The organism is Arthrobacter sp. YC-RL1, assembly GCF_001454985.1.
Taxonomy (GTDB): domain Bacteria; phylum Actinomycetota; class Actinomycetes; order Actinomycetales; family Micrococcaceae; genus Glutamicibacter; species Glutamicibacter soli.
In genome coordinates this window covers 385,197-401,043 of record NZ_CP013297.1, presented here as the reverse complement: position 1 = coordinate 401,043, position 15,847 = coordinate 385,197, and the positions used below count along the sequence as shown (strand labels likewise).

General features: G+C 65.1%; 15 protein-coding genes and 1 riboswitch. Of the genes, 4 read left to right on the top strand and 11 right to left on the bottom strand.

Translation table 11 applies throughout. The annotated features are described in order from the left end of the window. Positions 1 to 91, bottom strand: a riboswitch (SAM riboswitch). A gap of 192 nt (positions 92 to 283) precedes the next feature. The 4 genes from ATC04_RS01820 to ATC04_RS01805 form a co-directional block, all read right to left on the bottom strand. Next, positions 284 to 1,117: an alpha/beta hydrolase gene (locus ATC04_RS01820; RefSeq protein WP_047120377.1), complete on the bottom strand. Its 834-nt coding sequence runs from the start codon at positions 1,115 to 1,117 to the stop codon at positions 284 to 286. Between the two features lie 107 nt (positions 1,118 to 1,224). Continuing rightward, a complete protein-coding gene (locus ATC04_RS01815; protein WP_047120378.1) occupies positions 1,225 to 2,391 on the bottom strand; it encodes a glycerate kinase in 1,167 nt (388 codons plus the stop codon). Between the two features lie 9 nt (positions 2,392 to 2,400). Further along, positions 2,401 to 3,477: a sugar diacid recognition domain-containing protein gene (locus tag ATC04_RS01810; RefSeq protein ID WP_160309108.1), complete on the bottom strand. Its 1,077-nt coding sequence runs from the start codon at positions 3,475 to 3,477 to the stop codon at positions 2,401 to 2,403. Positions 3,478 to 4,117: 640 nt separating this feature from the next. Then, the gene (locus tag ATC04_RS01805; protein WP_047120380.1) at positions 4,118 to 4,306 is read right to left on the bottom strand and encodes a hypothetical protein; all 189 of its coding nucleotides are present in this window, start codon (positions 4,304 to 4,306) and stop codon (positions 4,118 to 4,120) included. 94 nt (positions 4,307 to 4,400) lie between these two features. Here ATC04_RS01805 and ATC04_RS01800 point away from each other — a divergent pair, with 94 nt between their 5' ends. Then, entirely contained in the window at positions 4,401 to 5,885 is a 1,485-nt protein-coding gene (locus ATC04_RS01800; RefSeq protein WP_047120381.1) for a SulP family inorganic anion transporter, read from the top strand. On the opposite strand, the gene ATC04_RS01795 is transcribed toward ATC04_RS01800, so the two are convergent. Continuing rightward, positions 5,882 to 6,817, bottom strand: a complete 936-nt coding sequence (locus tag ATC04_RS01795; RefSeq protein ID WP_052772537.1) for a GGDEF domain-containing protein — start codon at positions 6,815 to 6,817, stop codon at positions 5,882 to 5,884. The two genes, ATC04_RS01800 and ATC04_RS01795, sit on opposite strands and share 4 nt — an antisense overlap. A gap of 227 nt (positions 6,818 to 7,044) precedes the next feature. On the opposite strand from ATC04_RS01795, the gene ATC04_RS01790 reads away from it, so the two are divergent. Next, positions 7,045 to 7,740 (top strand): EAL domain-containing protein, encoded by a 696-nt coding sequence (locus ATC04_RS01790; RefSeq protein WP_047120382.1) that lies wholly within the window; start codon positions 7,045 to 7,047, stop codon positions 7,738 to 7,740. Here the strand turns inward: ATC04_RS01790 and ATC04_RS01785 are convergent. The 4 genes from ATC04_RS01785 to ATC04_RS01770 all read right to left on the bottom strand — a co-directional run bounded on the left by ATC04_RS01785 (position 7,702) and on the right by ATC04_RS01770 (position 11,589). Beyond that, positions 7,702 to 7,923, bottom strand: coding sequence for a hypothetical protein (locus tag ATC04_RS01785; protein ID WP_231735878.1), 222 nt, complete (start codon positions 7,921 to 7,923; stop codon positions 7,702 to 7,704). The two genes, ATC04_RS01790 and ATC04_RS01785, sit on opposite strands and share 39 nt — an antisense overlap. 2 nt (positions 7,924 to 7,925) lie before the next feature. Next, positions 7,926 to 9,356 (bottom strand): glycosyltransferase family 2 protein, encoded by a 1,431-nt coding sequence (locus tag ATC04_RS01780; protein ID WP_047120383.1) that lies wholly within the window; start codon positions 9,354 to 9,356, stop codon positions 7,926 to 7,928. Between the two features lie 123 nt (positions 9,357 to 9,479). After that, the gene (locus tag ATC04_RS01775) at positions 9,480 to 11,096 is read right to left on the bottom strand and encodes an AMP-binding protein (RefSeq protein ID WP_047120384.1); all 1,617 of its coding nucleotides are present in this window, start codon (positions 11,094 to 11,096) and stop codon (positions 9,480 to 9,482) included. Positions 11,097 to 11,247: 151 nt separating this feature from the next. Beyond that, a complete protein-coding gene (locus tag ATC04_RS01770; RefSeq protein ID WP_231735877.1) occupies positions 11,248 to 11,589 on the bottom strand; it encodes a DUF1801 domain-containing protein in 342 nt (113 codons plus the stop codon). A 357-nt stretch (positions 11,590 to 11,946) separates the two neighbouring features. Here ATC04_RS01770 and ATC04_RS01765 point away from each other — a divergent pair, with 357 nt between their 5' ends. Together ATC04_RS01765 and ATC04_RS01760 are read left to right on the top strand one after the other, a co-directional pair. Continuing rightward, positions 11,947 to 13,272: an MFS transporter gene (locus ATC04_RS01765; RefSeq protein WP_152666944.1), complete on the top strand. Its 1,326-nt coding sequence runs from the start codon at positions 11,947 to 11,949 to the stop codon at positions 13,270 to 13,272. 15 nt (positions 13,273 to 13,287) lie between these two features. Beyond that, the gene (locus tag ATC04_RS01760) at positions 13,288 to 13,704 is read left to right on the top strand and encodes a DUF1801 domain-containing protein (RefSeq protein WP_047120386.1); all 417 of its coding nucleotides are present in this window, start codon (positions 13,288 to 13,290) and stop codon (positions 13,702 to 13,704) included. On the opposite strand, the gene ATC04_RS01755 is transcribed toward ATC04_RS01760, so the two are convergent. Both ATC04_RS01755 and purU read right to left on the bottom strand, forming a co-directional pair. Next, positions 13,701 to 14,810: a hypothetical protein gene (locus ATC04_RS01755; protein WP_047120387.1), complete on the bottom strand. Its 1,110-nt coding sequence runs from the start codon at positions 14,808 to 14,810 to the stop codon at positions 13,701 to 13,703. The two genes, ATC04_RS01760 and ATC04_RS01755, sit on opposite strands and share 4 nt — an antisense overlap. A 73-nt stretch (positions 14,811 to 14,883) precedes the next feature. Beyond that, positions 14,884 to 15,744, bottom strand: coding sequence for a formyltetrahydrofolate deformylase (gene purU / locus ATC04_RS01750; protein ID WP_047120388.1), 861 nt, complete (start codon positions 15,742 to 15,744; stop codon positions 14,884 to 14,886). Positions 15,745 to 15,847 lie beyond the last annotated feature (103 nt).

Below are 15,847 nucleotides of genomic sequence, written 5' to 3'. Positions count from 1 at the left end.
GCTCCATCGAACCTGGCGTTAGCACTCCCTGCGGATTACAGGCTTGCTGCGGCGTCGCGGAGCCAGGTCTCTCAGCCGCTCTGGATGGTGTGCACCGATTCAAGCACGCCGCCGAAGCCGGAGGGAACCGCCCCGTCACGCGGCGGAACGCACCGCAAAACTGCGTCATATTGGGAGTTTGGAACCCGCGCCGGGCCCAGATCGCGACGGCGCGCGGCAGCATCCAGCCGTCGCACGACGTCATATTGGCGCACGCAGTGCCCGGGCCCGGCGGGCCTTGCGGCTAGCGGGAGAGGAAGCCGAGCAGCAGGTCGTTGACCTCCTTGGCGTGGGTCCACAGCAGCCCGTGCGGGGCGCCATCCACCTCGTGGTACTCGGCGGCGGGCAGCGCCTCGGCGAAGCGCCGGCCGGTGACGTCCACGGGCAGGATCCGGTCGGCGGTGCCGTGCACGATCAGCGCGGGCACGTCGATCTTCGGGATGTCGGCGCGGAAGTCGGTGGTCCAGGTGTACTGGGCCGCGACCGAGGCGTAGGGCGAGGCGGCATAGGCCAGGGCCTTGTTCGCGGCCAGCGCCTCTTCGCTCAGCCGGTTGCCCAGGAAGGTCTCGGTGTTGAAGAAGTTCTCGAAGAAGCTGCTGAAGAACGCGTAGCGGTCGGTTTTGGCGGCCTCGGCCATCGGGTCCAGCGCATCCTGCGGCACACCCTCGGGGTTGTCATCGGTCTGCAGGATGAACGGTTCCAGCGAGCCGAGGAAGGCGGCCTTCGCGACGCGGGCCGAGCCGTAGGTGGAAAGGTAGCGGGCTACCTCGCCGGTGCCCATGGAGAAGCCCACCAGCACTGCGTCCTTCACGTCAAGCGTTTCCAGCAGCGTGTGCAGGTCGGCGGCGAAGGTGTCGTAGTCGTAGCCGACGGCCGCCTTGGAGCTCTTGCCGAAGCCGCGGCGGTCGTAGGTGATGACGCGGTAGCCGGCGCCGAGCAGCGTCGCGGTCTGCAGCTCCCAGGAGGATCCGTCCAGCGGGTAGCCGTGGATCAGCACCACCGGCTGCCCGGAGCCGTGGTCCTCGTAGTACAGCTCGATATCGGTGGTGTTCTCTTCTCCGACTTTCACGGTTGCCATGCTGGCCCTTTCGCCGACGGGGGCGCGGCGGTTGCCGCGCTGCCTCCCACGCTAGGCATCGGTCCTCGACGGTGGCAAGGGTTTTGCGCAAAGCGACAGCGAGCGCTTCAGCGCAGGTAGGTCCGTGCGACGCTGAACGCGGTGCGCTCCAGCAGCTTCAGCGCGTCGGCGGACAGCTCGGCCAAACTCGCCGGGCCCGGAGCGATCGAGTAGGCCGCGAGGATTCCGGCGTCGGCCAAAACCTGGTCTTCCAGGCTGACCGATCCGGCGATCACGATAACGTCTCCCCCGGCGGCCTGCAGTACCCCGGATACCACCTTGCCCTGCAGGGACTGCGAGTCCAGCCGGCCCTCGCCGGTGATGACCAGATCCGCGCCGCCCATGATGCGGTGGGCGTCCAGCACCCGGGCGACCAGCTCCCACCCGGGGACCAGGTCGACCGCGAAGTAGCTGCCCAGGCTGAAGGCCAGGCCTCCGGCGGCGCCCATGCCTTCTCGGTCGCGCAGCACCCGGCCGGTGGCGGTTTCCAGCACATCGGCCAGCCGGCCCAGCCCGGCGTCGAGGGTTGCGACATCCTTCAGGGAAGCACCCTTTTGCGGCCCGAAGATCGCTGCGGCGCCGTTCTCGCCCAATAGCGGGTTGGTGACATCGCAAGCGATCTGCCACACTACCCCGGCGGCGCGCGGATCCAGCCCGCTGACATCGATGCTGTGCAGCTCGTTCAACGGGCCGCCTCCCGATTGCAGCTGGTTGCCGTCGGCGTCGAGGAACTTGGCGCCCAGAGCGGAAAGCAAACCGGTGCCGCCGTCGGTGGTCGCGGAGCCGCCCAGGCAGAGGATGATTTGCTCGGCCCCGAGGTCCAGCGCCTTGGATACCAGCGCGCCGAGCCCGTAGGTGGTGGCCGACAGCGGCTGGCGCGGCGCATCGGCAACCTGCGGCAGGCCGGCTGCTTCGGCTGCTTCGACCACCGCGATCTTCCCGTCGGCAGACAGCCCCAGCCGTGATTGCACCGGTCTGCCTAAGGCATCAGCGGTTTGCACCGGAACCGGTTCGGTGCCCCACGCGTCGATCAGCGCTTCCAGGGTTCCCTCGCCTCCGTCGGCGAAGGGCACCGCGGTCACGGAGATTTCACGGCCCAGGCTGCCGGCACCTGCGAGGAATCCGGTCCTGATGGCTTCGGCGACCTCGCTGGCGCGAGCGCTGCCTTTGAAGGAATCCGGCACCACGGCGATTTGCAACCCAGTGGCCGGCGAAGAGTTCGGTGTTGAGGTCATGCATTAACCCTATGGAGATTCCTCCACAAGTCCTATAGGCCGAAGCCCATACTTCAGCTGCTTCGAATACTGGAATATGTGCATTTCGCCCAGCCGGACCCGGGCGTAGATGGAGTTGAGCAAGGCCATCAGCTCGCCGGGAACCCGCGGGTCGCTGCCGGTGACCTGCTTGATCCGGTCCATTCGTTGGATCAGCGTATTGCGGTGGACCGTGAGCCTTGCGATGGCTTCGGACTGCGTCGAACTGGCGGCCAGCGCCAGCAGCGTGAACGCATGCTCCGCACTGATCTGGGCCGTGCGCCGGGCCAGCGAACGGCAGTACGCTTCCGGTGCTCTGGCCGCCGACAGCGCCATGTCCTCGTTCCAGAGCTCGCGAAGTCCGGCAGCCGGAACCAGCGCGGGCACCGCGCCCAGGGTCCGCAGGTTCTCGGCGTCGACCAGAAGGTCGCTGGGCTGTGTCCGAGGGGGCCCGAGGATCGCGCGGGCAGAAGCAGGATCCTCGATTGGACCGGAGGACAGCACCCATCGGGCATTGTTAATCGTCAATGCTGCTTCGTACTGCTCAGGCCCGTCCTCGTCGAGCAGCAGGCTCAGCGACCATGGCGCGCTCAAGCCCAGCTGCTCGAGCTGCTCAGCCAAGGCTTCGTCGCTCGCGGATCCCGACACAAGTCCGGAGAGCATGTCACTAATCTGGGTGGCGCGCACCGTGCTTCGGACATGCTCCTCGTGCTGGGTAAGCAGCAGCTGCACGGTCAGCGAAATCAGCTGGGCCAGCGACGCAACCTCCTGCGGTGCCCCTGTCACCCCCACGACACCCTGCACGACGCCGTCCGCATAAAGTGGCACGTTGACGCCCGGCAGCTGCCCGGACACCGGGTCGGCCTGGGCGGTGACAATTGTGCGGTTCTCCGACAGGGCCCTGAGCGCGTCCGGATGCGGGTTCCCCAACCGTTTAGGGTCGGACGAAGCGATGATGATCCCGCGCTCGTCCATGATGTTCAGCGGGTAGTCGACGCGCGGGGCGATGGTTTGGACAACACGCAGCGCCACCGTGTGGGTGAGTTTTCCTGTTGCCTTCTGCGCCATGCTTGGTAGTCTACCCACCATCTGACCACGCGTCTTTTGACAACGTGGAGGCTGAGCCAAGCTTCTGCACAGAGTCGGGCAGTAATGTCGTAGACACCTCCTTGAGGTGCGAGTGATGATCGTAAACTCCCGCCGGCTTCAGCCGGCGGGAGTTTTCACTTTCCTGCGTCCCATGGCTGATGCAGACTCTTTGCCTGCGCCGGGCTCGGGCAAAGCCGAGGCATAGCCTTGCTCCCTAAAATGGAAGTTACCTTCCTCAAAGGTGCGAGTGATGATGTAAGTCTGGCTCCGTTGCGCACGGCAACGGAGCCAGTATTTTTAAGAAACCTTCGAGCGCCGCATCACCGATGCGCCGGCATTCTCCAGATGGTGTCCAGGCCCGGCATAGGAACCGGAAGTGCAGTGAAGGTAACTCAAAAGGTGCGAGTGATGATCGAGAACCCTCCAACGAAATGATTTCGGTGGGGGTTTTGAGTTTAACGTCCGGCCAGCTGCGTGGACACCGCAGAAATGCTTAGCTAGCGGCTCGGAATTCCAAAGCTCCGGCACAGGGTGCATTCCTAGAATTGAAGTACCTCATAAAGGTGCGAGTGATGATCATGAAGTTCCCGTTGGATTTCCTCCCAACGGGAACTTTTCTTTAACCGCCCTGGCCTTCGATATGCCAGCCTTTGCACTGTTCGCATGCGTAGGTGCCCAGCTGCTTGCCAGCTACCGTGGAATGCCTCAGCGCGGCCTTGAGCGCGATCGCGTTAGTGCGGTACCGCTGCTTCCCCGCGGCTTCACAGATATTGATGGTGCGTTTGGTGGGATCCTTCAATATGGCCATGGCAGTAATCTAACAGCCAAGCGCAGTGCTGGAACCTGCCGGGCAACTAGAATACATAGGTACGGAATTCGGCGAGCCAAAGAACAGGTCCACCATGGCAACGGCGGCATTGACCCCCTTAGAACGGCAGTCGGTGTGGCGAACCCTCAAGTCTCCCCGATTGCTGAAAACCGAGCTGCTCGCCGGGCTGGTGGTCTCGCTGGCGCTGATTCCGGAGGTCATCGCGTTCACCGTGATCGCCGGGGTGGATCCGCGGGTCGGCATTTTCGCCTCGTTCACCATGTCAGTTGTCATCGCCTTCACTGGCGGACGGCCGGCAATGATTACCGCGGCGGCTGGAGCGGTGGCCTTGGTGGTCGCTCCATTGGTGAGGACCCACGGCGTGGAGTACCTGTTCCCGGCCGTGATCCTGGCCGGAATCATCCAGATCCTGCTGGCCGCGCTGGGCGTGGCCAAGCTGCTGCGGTTCATACCGCGGCAGGTGATGATCGGCTTCGTGAACGGCCTGGCCATCTCGATCTTCCTGGCACAGATGCCCGAGCTGGTCGATGTGCCGTGGGCCGTGTATCCACTGGTGGCAGTCGGGATCGCGATCGTGTACCTGTTCCCGAAGCTGACCAACGCGGTTCCGGCGCCGCTGATCGCCATTGCGGTGCTCACGGCGGTGACGGTGTTCGCGAAGATCACGGTGCCCACGGTGGGCGACCAGGGCGAACTGCCCGAGTCGCTGCCGGTCTTCACGCTGCCCTCTGTCCCGATCGACATGGAAACCCTGCGGATCATCGCGCCGTTCGCGGTGGCGGTGGCGTTCGTCGGCCTGCTGGAGTCGCTGCTGACGGCGAAGCTTGTCGACGACATCACCGACACGCCGTCGAACAAGACGCGCGAGTCCTGGGCGCAGGGGGCCGCCAACGTGGTGACCGGCTTCTTCGGCGGGATCTGCGGCTGTGCGATGATCGGCCAGACCATGATCGGGGTGAAGGTTTCCGGCGGGCGCACGCGCATTTCCACGCTGTTCGCGGGGGTGTTCATGCTGGTGCTGGCGGTGGCGTTCGGCGACGTGGTGGCGCAGATCCCCATGGCCGCGCTGGTCGCGGTGATGGTGGTGGTCTCCGCCGCGACTTTCAACTGGCACAGCATACGGCCTTCCACGCTGCGGATGATGCCCAAGAGCGAAACCTTCGTCATGCTCGTCACCGTGGTGCTGACCGTGGCGACCAGCAACCTGGCCATCGGGGTGGGCGCCGGCATCCTCACGGCAATGGTGCTGTTCGCCAACCGGGTGGCGCATTTTGTGACGGTCGACCGCAGGGTGGACGGGGACACCGCTATCTACACGGTGACCGGGGAATTGTTTTTCGCCTCGTCCAACGACCTGTACACGCAGTTCGACTACGCGCAGGATCCGCAGCAGGTAGTGATCGACCTGGGCGCCTCGCACGTATGGGACGCCTCGACCGTGGCCGCGCTGGATTCCGTAGCCGCCAAGTACGCCAGCTACGGCAAGAGCGTCGAGGTCCGCGGGCTGAACGAGCCCAGCGCCAGGTTCCGCGACCGGCTCAGCGGCAACCTGGATTAGTCGCGCTGCTCCGCCCGCTCGCGCTTGGAGATATACATGGCGCGGTCCGCGCGCAGGATGACCATGCTCAGGTTGTCGTCCGGTTCCGCGGTGGCCACACCAAAACTCCAGCTGTGCTCGGAGGATTCGTGGACGCGTTCCATGAGCTGCTGGGCTTGGTCGAATCCGGTCTGGGGCAGCAGGAGCACGAATTCGTCGCCGCCCAGCCGGGTGATCACATCGTTCTTGCGGGTCGCGCGCTTCAAGTGCCGGACCAGCCCGCGCAGCACCTCGTCGCCGGCCGCGTGGCCGAACTGATCGTTGATCTGCTTGAAACCGTCCATGTCCACCAACGCGACGCTGACCGGCTGGTTCTGCCGGCGCCCCTGGGCCAGGGCGGCATCGCCCATCCGGCCCAGCGCCCGGCGGTTGTAGGCGCCGGTGAGCACGTCGATTTCCGTCTGCTGCTTGAATTTGCGTTTCACGAAGCTGCCGACAAACATGCCGACCACGGTGAAGAACACCAGGCTCAGGACGTTAAGCAGGCCGTTCTGGTGCTCGGTGCCCACCGCCGGGCCGAACAGCAGCGAATAGGTGAGGGTGAAGACGAGGATGGGATAAATGGTCATCCGGGAGATCACCGAAGGGAAGAGCCACGCCATGTACAGCGCGATCAGCGGGAATTCCTGGAGCCTGAAGACGAACTGCTCGTGGTCGACGGTGAAACCCACAAAGTAAACGAAGGCCGTCAGTTCCGCCACGGCGCCGAGATAGGCGAGCCACAGCGGGAACGCGTCGCGCAGGATCACCACCAGCGTCGCGACACCCAGGGCCCCGACAAACCGCCCTACGGCCACCAGCTGCAGCGCTTCCGAAGGGAAGGTCCTGAACAGGTTCAGGCCGTAGAAGACGGACAGGAAGCAGGCGACCATGCCGGTCACCGCGATCTCCATACTGGTGATGGCGCGGACTCGCGCAGGAAGCAGCCTGGAGCGCCATGAAATACCCGCCTGACTTCGGCTCTCTACCTGTTTTTCCAAGCCCCGCCACCCCATTGTCTACAAATTGTTCAAAAACGGACCGCATCGGATCGGCCGGATGTGTAAAATCTGCTTCGGGCGTAAGCTCCGGCTGACCTTGGCCAGACGCAACGTACGGTCCCTCACCCGTTAGGCAAATAGTGAAGTTCGTTTTCCAGCCCCTCATTGATCTTCGAAACAAAACTCTACTGGGTTTCGAGGCACTGACCCGATTCGACGACGGCCGCGGCCCTCAAGAGCATTTCAGCGAAGCCCGCGCCGAGGGCCGGATCGTCGAGCTGGAGCTGGAGGCCATCCAGGGAATCCTCGACGCCAGCCGCCAGCTGCCAGACGAGTACCTGGTCACGCTCAATGCCTCGGGCCCGACCATCGAGGCCTTCGCCGCTTCCGCGATGAAGCTTGATGGGCGGTTGGTTTGGGGGCTGGAGCTGAATGAGGAATCCGAGCCCTGCAGCTCCGGCCGCGCCCGGCAGTACGCCGATACCCTCGGGTGCCTGCTGCTGATCGACGACGCGGGCGTCGCCTACGCGAACCGCGAGCGCATCGAATGCCTGCATCCCGACATCGTGAAGCTGGATCGCAGCATGATCATCAACTACGAGTCCTCCGCCGAGGTACGCGGCATGGTCGCCAACCTGCTGGAGGCCGCCCGGGAGACCGGGGCCCGGACCCTGGCCGAGGGCATCGAGACCCCGGAGCACATCGAGCTGGTCGACCGGCTGGGCTTCAGCTACGCCCAGGGGTTCTACTACAGCCGGGGCCTGCCCGCCGCGGAGCTTGCAGATGCCATGCGCGATTTAAACCGGCGCGTCGGGATCGATACTCCGGGTTTCTGAGCGCCGCTCGCGCCCCCTGGAGCCGCCGAAGCGGATCGGCGGCAGGATCTTGGTGATGCCCAGGATCAGGTAGATCACCGTGTTGATCGCGACGAACGACGCCAGCACGCTGAACCACTGCGCGTAGAGCACCGACTCGGGAAGCAGTATGCCTCGCGGGACATACATCGCTAATTCCATCATGACTAGGCTTCCTTTCGGGCCGGTGCGTGCTCGACGTGCTTCCAGTCGGCGCTCTTGGCAAATGCGATGTCCCAAACGCCCTTGAGGAACGCCAGGTCCAGGAAGGCGTCGTAGACCAGCTCCGGCAGCACCAGCGCCGCCAGGAGCCGGGCCTTCCAGCCGCCGCTCCAGGCGGTGACCACGCGTTCAACCGCGAAGACCAGGCCGAGCAGCATCCAGAACGGGAACCACACCCAGGTGTCCATGGAAACAAGCATCAGCACCATCAGGAAGAAGTAGCTGAACAGGGCGATGACCCCGTAGCCGATGCCGATCTGCTGCGACCAGTAGCGCACGGTCTGCGGGGTGACTCCGTAGGCGCCCAGGTTCTCCAGCGCCCCGCGCTGCCAGCGCAGGCGCTGCGCCCAGAGCATCTTCCAGTTGGGCATCAGCTCGGTGACCACGGTGCACTCGTTCGGGGAGGTGATCAGCGCGCCCAGGGACTTCAGCGCGATGGTCAGCTCGTTGTCCTCGGTCAGCGCCGCGGTGTCGTAGACCTCGCCATGCTTGCCCGGGATCGTGGTGCCGCGGGCGGCGGCCACCTCGCGCAGCGCGGTGGCGCGGAAGACCGAGGCGGTCCCGGTGAGCACGAAAACGCGGCCGTCGCGGCGGGCGATCTCGCGCTGGTAGCGGGCGTATTCGTTGCGCTGGAACTGGCCCAGCACCCCGTGGCCCTCTTCGCCGTGGAACAGCCCGCCCACGGACATCAGCGCGCGGTCGGCGGTGAAGCGGTCGCGGGCGGTGGCCAGGAAGTCGGTGCCGATCTGGCTGTCGGCATCCATGACCATGACGCAGTCGTTGTCGCCCATGCCGGGCAGGATCTGCGCCAGCGCCTGGTTCAGCGCGCCACCCTTCTTGTGCTTGTTGTCCACGGATTCGAACACGTCGACGCCGTGCGCTCGGGCGACGTCCACGGTGCCGTCGGTGCAGTTGTCCGCGACCACCAGGATCCGGGCGGGCAGGAAGCTCTGCTGCTTCAGCGCGTTGATGGTGTGCCCCAGCGAGGTTTCCTCATTGTGCGCGGGAATCAGCACGGTGACGGTAACCGGCCCGGCGTACACGCCGCGGGTGCGGTCCATGATGCGCTTGGGCGCCAGCGGCCGGGAGGACTTCTGGATCGGGGTGCGGCGGTAGCGCAGGGTGACCACGCGTTCGCCGACCACGACGAACAGGATGAGGACCAGGGCGATGAGCACCGCGCCAATGAGGATCGACAGGTCGGGCAACTGGGTGCTGTAGAACGTGGACCAGATGCCGCCGAGCTGCACCTTGACCGGGTGCCACATCTGCGGAGTCGTCCCGCTGGCGCTCAGCACCCACCAGAGCAGCAGCGCTGCCAGCACGACGATGACGATGACGGCGATACCCACGAGACGACCGAAATGCTTGTGCATAACTATCTTTCGGAAATAGGCAAAATATTCAGCTGTGGGACCCCAGCTAAAACCTATCCCATCACCTCGGAGTTCGTACAGGACTCGCCGTGCGGTGCACCGGGAATCCGCAGCTTTGCGCGCCTAGGAAAGACGAAGCTGCTGCGCGGCGTCCTCGCGCAACTGGTTCTTGCGGATCTTGCCGGTCACGGTGGTCGGGAATTCCTCCAGGATGCGCACGTAGGCGGGGATCTTGTAGTGTGCCAGATGCCCTTCGCAGTAGGCGCGAAGCTGCTCGGCATCCAACGGTTCGCGCCCGGTTTTCATCCGGATGCAGGCGCAGATGGCCTCGCCGAATTTCGGGTCCGGCACTCCGATGACCGAGACGTCCTCGATGTCCGGGTGCTTGTAGAGGAATTCCTCGATCTCCGCCGGGTAGATGTTCTCCCCGCCGCGGATGACCATGTCCTTGATGCGCCCGACGATGGTGCAGTAGCCATCCTCGCGCATGACCGCCAGGTCCCCGGTGTGCATCCAGCCCTCGGCGTCGATGGCGGCGCGGGTTTTCTCATCGTCGTCCCAGTAGCCGAGCATCACGGAGTAGCCGCGGGTGCAGTATTCTCCGGTTTCGCCGCGTTCCAGAGTCTCGCCGCTCACCGGATCGATGACCTTGATTTCCACGTGCGGATGGACGCGGCCGATGGTGCTGGTGCGGTGCTCGAAGTCGTCGTCGCTGCGCGTCTGGCAGGAGACGGGGCTGGTCTCGGTCATGCCGTAGGCGATGGACACCGCGCTCATGCCCATGTCTTCCACGCAACGGCGCATGACCTGAACCGGGCAGATGGATCCGGCCATGATGCCGGTGCGCAACAGCGAGAGGTCGTAGTCGGCGAAGTTCGGATGGTTCTGCATGGCGATGAACATGGTGGGTACCCCGTACAGGCCCGTGCACTGCTCCTCGGCGACCACCCTCAAGGTGGCTTCCGGCTCGAAGCCGGGCGCCGGAATGACCATGGCGGTGCCTCGGGCCACGCAGCCCAGGTTTCCCATGACCATGCCGAAGCAGTGGTAGAAGGGCACCGGAATGCACAGCCGGTCTTCTTCGGTCAGGTCGATCATGCCGGTGACCTGGTAGCCGTTGTTCAGGATGTTGTGGTGGCTGAGCACCGCACCCTTGGGGTAGCCGGTGGTGCCGGAGGTGTACTGGATGTTGATGGCGTCCCCCGGTGAGGTGGCTGCCAGCCGCTCGGCGAGCGCCTGGTCCGTTACGGATTCTCCCTGCGCCAGCAGCTCGTCCCAGTCCCCGGTGTCCAGGTAGACCACGCGCTCGAGGCTCGGGGTGTCGGCCGCGGTGGCCTGCACCATGCCCCGGTAGTCGCTGGTCTTGAACTGAGTGAGCGTGATGAGCATGCGCATCCGGCTGTGGTTCACGGCATAGGCGTATTCGTGGGTGCGGTAGGCCGGGTTGACGTTGACCAGGATGACGCCGAGCTTGGCGGTGGCGAACTGGGTGAGCACCCATTCGGCGCAGTTCGGCGCCCAGATGCCCAGCCGGTCCCCCGCGTGCAGCCCGGCGGCGAGCAGCCCCTTGGCCAGGCGGTTGACGTCGGCGTCCAGTTCCGCCCAGGTCCAGCGCCGGCCGGCGGCGGCGTCGACAAGCGCCTCGCGCGCCCCGAAGCGGGAAGCGGTGTCCTGAAGCGTCGCGCCGATGGTCTTATCGAGCAGCGCTGGTTCGTTCTCGCCCTTGGCATAGGCCTTCATGCGTGTACTCCCTGGGTCTTCAGCGGATGGGCGGCAGCGGCGCCGTGGTGTCCGGCGTCACATTCCACACCCTAACGCGCGGCCCGTGTCCAGCCAAGCAGCGGCGGACCCAGTGCCTGTCCACCGACGCTTCCCGTCATCGGGGTCGGAGCTAGCCGGCCGCCTTGGCCACCAGCTCCCGGATGCGCTGCTCCGTGGCATCGTCCAGCGAGGTGAGCGTCCAGGCTACTGGGTGCATGTGTGCGCCCTGTTCGAAGGCGGGGTTCGCTACCTCGCCGAAGCCGAAGACCAGGTAGTCCTTGTCCGGCTTGATGTAGCAGACGTCCTTGCCGTCCTTGACATAGAACGGCAGGCCCCAGCGGACGACGGGCTCCAGGCCGGGCGCGGTCTCGCGGATGATGGCGTGAAGGCGTTCGGCGATCCCGCGGTAAGGTTCCGGCGCCGAGGCGAGCTTGGCGAGGACCGCGTCGTCGCCCTTTTTACCGAAAATCATTGGCTGGCTCCTTCAGGTGGCCGGTGGATGTCCACGGGGCAGGCTTAGATGCGCCACGCCCCGCCTGCAATTCTAGGTCCTGCCTCCGGCGGCATGCAGAAGAATTTTTTTCGCGTCTGAATTCGCCGACAGCGGCCAACTGCCGCTTCCTGCCGTACAGGTCAGCACAGGATCAGACAGGTTGCGGCAACCGTTGGAGCAGGCAGGGATTCGCGCAGCGCCTGCTGACTCTGTGGGTGGGTGTCCGTATCCTTTTCACTACCGATATACGCTGCACCGACCCGAGGAATCGACATGAGCGAGATCCCGCAGGGAAGCGATGTTCATGATTCGAACCCGCAGGTTCCGGAGCATGGAATGCGCACATTCCTGCATATCCTGATCAATACCGCCGTGGCCAACCTGACCACGAGCTACCTGTGGTTCGCGCTGACCTTCTGGGTGTACCTGGAAACCGAGAACGTCATGGCCACCGGCATCATCGGCGGCGCCTTCATGCTGCTGATTGCGCTGTTCTCCATGGTTTTCGGCACCATCGTGGACCAGCACCGCAAGAAAATCGTATTCGTCTTTTCCGCCGCCGTGACCGCGGTGATGTTCACGCTGGCGGGGCTGCTCTACCTGTGGCTGCCCACCGAGCGAATCCTGGACATCGGCGGCTGGGAATTCTGGCTGTTCTGCATCGTGATCCTGCTCGGCGCCATCGTGGAGCAGATGCGGGGCATCGCGTTGTCCACCACGGTGACGCTGCTGATCCCGGTGGAACGGCACGCGAACGCCAACGGCCTGGTCGGCACCGTGCAGGGACTGGCGTTCATCGTCACCAGCGTGTTCTCCGGGCTGTCGATCGGCTTGCTGGGCATGGGCTGGACGCTGGTCATCTCCATCGCGCTGGTGGTGCTGACAATGCTGCATCTGGCCACCATCTCCATCCCTGAGGACAAGCCGCAGGCCGACCCCGGGGTTTCGGGCGGGAAGACCGCGCACCTGAGGCTGGGCTTCACCACGGTGATGGCGATCCCGGGGCTGCTGGCGCTGATCATCTTCTCGATGTTCAACAACCTGATCGGCGGCATCTACATGGCGCTGATGGATCCCTACGGGCTGACCGTGATGTCGGTGGAGGCCTGGGGCATCACCTTCGGCCTGGCCTCGACCGGCTTCATCGTCGGCGGCGCGCTGGTGGCTAAGTTCGGCCTGGGCAGGAATCCGATCCGCACGCTGCTGATCCTGGTCGCCTGCATGGGCTTCCTGGGCGCGGTCTTCACGGTGCGCGAATGGGTGTGGCTGTATATCGCGGGCATCTGGCTGTACATGTGCCTGATTCCTGCCTGCGAGGCGGCCGAGCAGACAGTGATCCAGAAGGTCGTGCCGTTCCGGCGGCAGGGCCGCGTGTTCGGCTTCGCCCAGATGATGGAGGCCTCCGCGGCCCCGATCACCGCGTTCCTGGTCGCCCCGCTGGCCCAGTACCTGATCATCCCGTTCATGAAAAGCGCCGAGGGCGACGCCGCCTTCGGCTGGCTGGTCGGCCAGGGGCAGGCGCGCGGGATCGCGCTGATCTTCCTGGTCGGCGGCCTGATCATGATCCTGGTCGCGCTGCTGGCGATGACCACCGGGCAGTACCGCAAGCTGTCCTCCATCTTCCTTTCGGACGAGCCGTCGCCGGCCGCCGAAGCCCGCTAGAACCAGGAGCCCGCCATGGCCAGTGCACCCAAGACCCAGCCCACCGATGCCAGCGTCGAGGAGTTCCTCGCCGCCGCCACCCCGGCCAAACGACGGACCGACGGCGAGCAGCTGGCCCGGATCTTCGCCGAAACCACCGGGGCCGACCCGGTGATGTGGGGGCCGTCAATCGTGGGCTACGGCCAGTACCGGTATGTTTCCCCCGTCAATGCGCGCACCACCGGCATCTGGCCCAAAACCGGATTCTCGCCGCGCAAAACGGCGCTGTCCATCTACGGGCTCAAGGACCTGCCCGCAGGCGCAGCGCTGCTCCCGGAACTCGGCACGTATACCGAGGGAGCAGGCTGCGTCTACGTGAAGAAGCTGGAGGACATCGACGAGTCGGTGCTGCGCAGGCTCATCGCGATCGCGTTTTCACGCGGGGATGACTAGACGGCTTCCTCGAAGAAGGCTTCCACCTCGCTGATGCCGGCGGAGACCACCGGGACCAGGCGTTCGTCGATGCTGTAGGTTTCCCCGTCGCGCTGCAGCAGGCCGAAACCTGCCAGCGAGGCCATCGCCTCGGTGGCCTCGGGCAGCACCGAATCGTAGATCTTCGCGCCGACATTGCGGCGCAGGCCCTCCAGGTCCCCGTCGCGGCCGGTGGACGCGGTGACCAGCAGGTTGCGCACCACCAGGTAGTGGGCCTCGTCGCGCAGGCTGCTGTCCATGGTCGGGTTCAGGTGCGCCTGCACGCAGGCGACAGCCATCTCGAAGAGCAGCTGGGCGCTGTCGGCCTGCTCGCCGTCCAGGAATTCGGCGAAGGCTTCCTCGTCGCGCACGATGCTGGTCTCGGTGGTGGTCACCACGGACATCATCGCCGCGTTCCAGATGTAGTTGAAGCGCAACGGGGCCGGGGCGTCCGCCTCCACGGACTGCGCGTCGATGCCCATGGCCTCGAAGACCTGGGCCCGCGAGGAGCTGGAGGAATCGGTGAAGTCGTTGGTCGCGATGCCGTCGCCAATGGCCACCGCGAAGTTCTTCACGGCGTCGAAAAGCGGGGTGGCGCGCAGCAAGACGCAGATTTCCGCGTCGCCTTCAGCGAAGCCGTCCAAGGCGTCTTCCAGCATCTCGCGCACTTCCTCGAGATTCTCCGCGCCGCCCTGCCACAGCTCGCTGTCTTCCGCGAAGCTGAAGAAGTCCAGCCAGGTGGAGAAGATCGGCTCGGGCGCCACGTTGTCCGGCAGGTTGACCAGGAAGTCGGCCAGAACCTGGCCGAAGAGCTCCGGGTCCAGGTCGAACAGGTTGGAGCTGCGCGCGGTTTCGGCGTACTCCCCGCCGATGGTGCGGATGACGTCCAACTGGATCTCCGCGGCCTGGGCTGCGTCCGCCGGAGAGAAGGCAGGAACCTGGGCGGCGACCCAGGCGACGTACTGGCCGCGCAGCGCGTCAACCGACAGCTCGGCCTGGATCTTGTGCACGCTGCGGCCGCGCTGGGCCGCCTTGGCAGGGTTTCCTGCGCCGGAGTTCTTTTTGCCTTGACGCTTCTTGCTGGCCATGAGCCGTCCTTCGCTTATGTGGAGGTTTGCCATTAAGCCTACGGGCAACGGCTGGCCTCCTGCGACCCGGATGCTAGCGCAGCACCACGGTGCGGTTGCCGTAGAGGAACACCCGTCCCTCGCAATGCCAGCGCACCGCGTTGGACAGCGCCTTGCATTCCGAGTCGCGGCCGGCGGCCACCAGGTCCTGCGGGCCGTAGGTGTGGTCCACCTCCACCACCTGCTGGGCGATGATCGGGCCCTCGTCGAGTTCCGAATTCACGTAGTGCGCGGTGGCGCCCACCGTTTTCACGCCGCGTTCCCACGCCTGGTGGTAAGGCTTGGCGCCCTTGAAGGATGGCAGGAACGAATGGTGGATGTTGATGGTCTTTCCGGTCAGCTCGCTGGCCAAGTGGTCGGAGAGCACCTGCATGTAGCGGGCCAGCACCACCAGCTCGGCGCCGGTCTGATCGATCAGTTCAAGCAGCGCGGCCTCGGCCCGCGGCTTGGTGTCCTTGCTGATCGGGATGTGGTGGAAGCCGATTCCGTACCATTCCACCAGCGAGCGGTGGTCCGGGTGGTTGGAAGCAACCCCGACCACCTCGATGGGCAGGTCCCCCGAGTGCATGCGGAAAAGCAGGTCCTGCAGGCAGTGCTCGAACTTGGAGACCATGATCAGCACCTTGGTCTTCTGGCCGCGCTCGCGCAGCTGCCAGTCCATGTCGAATTTCGCGGCGACCTCGGAGAACTCGCTGCGCAGGGCGTCCAACAGATCCGGGGCGGAGTCGCCGGCGAAATCCACGCGCAGGAACAGGCGTCCGGCGCTCATGTCGTCGTACTGCTTGAGCTCCACGATGGTGCGCTGGTGCCGGACCAGGAAACCGGTCACCGCGTGCACGATGCCGATGCCTTCAGGGCACTGAAGGGTCAAGACGTGCCGAACCTGTTCGCTCATGATCCACTTCCATTCAGGTGTCTGGGGCGGAACACGCACTCGGGGCGTGCTCCGCGAAAAAGTTTGTGTCTGGTTTCTTCGCCCGGGGTGCTCCCAGGCTACT

Excerpts from the sequence above, each read along its gene's own strand:
- ATC04_RS01765 (WP_152666944.1), top strand. The coding sequence starts at position 11,947 with ATGCGCACATTCCTGCATATCCTGATCAATACCGCCGTGGCCAACCTG.
- purU (WP_047120388.1), bottom strand. The coding sequence starts at position 15,744 with ATGAGCGAACAGGTTCGGCACGTCTTGACCCTTCAGTGCCCTGAAGGC.
- ATC04_RS01805 (WP_047120380.1), bottom strand. The coding sequence starts at position 4,306 with ATGGCCATATTGAAGGATCCCACCAAACGCACCATCAATATCTGTGAA.
- ATC04_RS01775 (WP_047120384.1), bottom strand. The coding sequence starts at position 11,096 with ATGAAGGCCTATGCCAAGGGCGAGAACGAACCAGCGCTGCTCGATAAG.
- ATC04_RS01815 (WP_047120378.1), bottom strand. The coding sequence starts at position 2,391 with ATGACCTCAACACCGAACTCTTCGCCGGCCACTGGGTTGCAAATCGCC.
- ATC04_RS01760 (WP_047120386.1), top strand. The coding sequence starts at position 13,288 with ATGGCCAGTGCACCCAAGACCCAGCCCACCGATGCCAGCGTCGAGGAG.
- ATC04_RS01795 (WP_052772537.1), bottom strand. The coding sequence starts at position 6,817 with ATGGAGATCGCGGTGACCGGCATGGTCGCCTGCTTCCTGTCCGTCTTC.
- ATC04_RS01785 (WP_231735878.1), bottom strand. The coding sequence starts at position 7,923 with ATGATGGAATTAGCGATGTATGTCCCGCGAGGCATACTGCTTCCCGAG.
- ATC04_RS01780 (WP_047120383.1), bottom strand. The coding sequence starts at position 9,356 with ATGCACAAGCATTTCGGTCGTCTCGTGGGTATCGCCGTCATCGTCATC.
- ATC04_RS01770 (WP_231735877.1), bottom strand. The coding sequence starts at position 11,589 with ATGATTTTCGGTAAAAAGGGCGACGACGCGGTCCTCGCCAAGCTCGCC.
- ATC04_RS01800 (WP_047120381.1), top strand. The coding sequence starts at position 4,401 with ATGGCAACGGCGGCATTGACCCCCTTAGAACGGCAGTCGGTGTGGCGA.
- ATC04_RS01810 (WP_160309108.1), bottom strand. The coding sequence starts at position 3,477 with ATGGCGCAGAAGGCAACAGGAAAACTCACCCACACGGTGGCGCTGCGT.
- ATC04_RS01755 (WP_047120387.1), bottom strand. The coding sequence starts at position 14,810 with ATGGCCAGCAAGAAGCGTCAAGGCAAAAAGAACTCCGGCGCAGGAAAC.
- ATC04_RS01820 (WP_047120377.1), bottom strand. The coding sequence starts at position 1,117 with ATGGCAACCGTGAAAGTCGGAGAAGAGAACACCACCGATATCGAGCTG.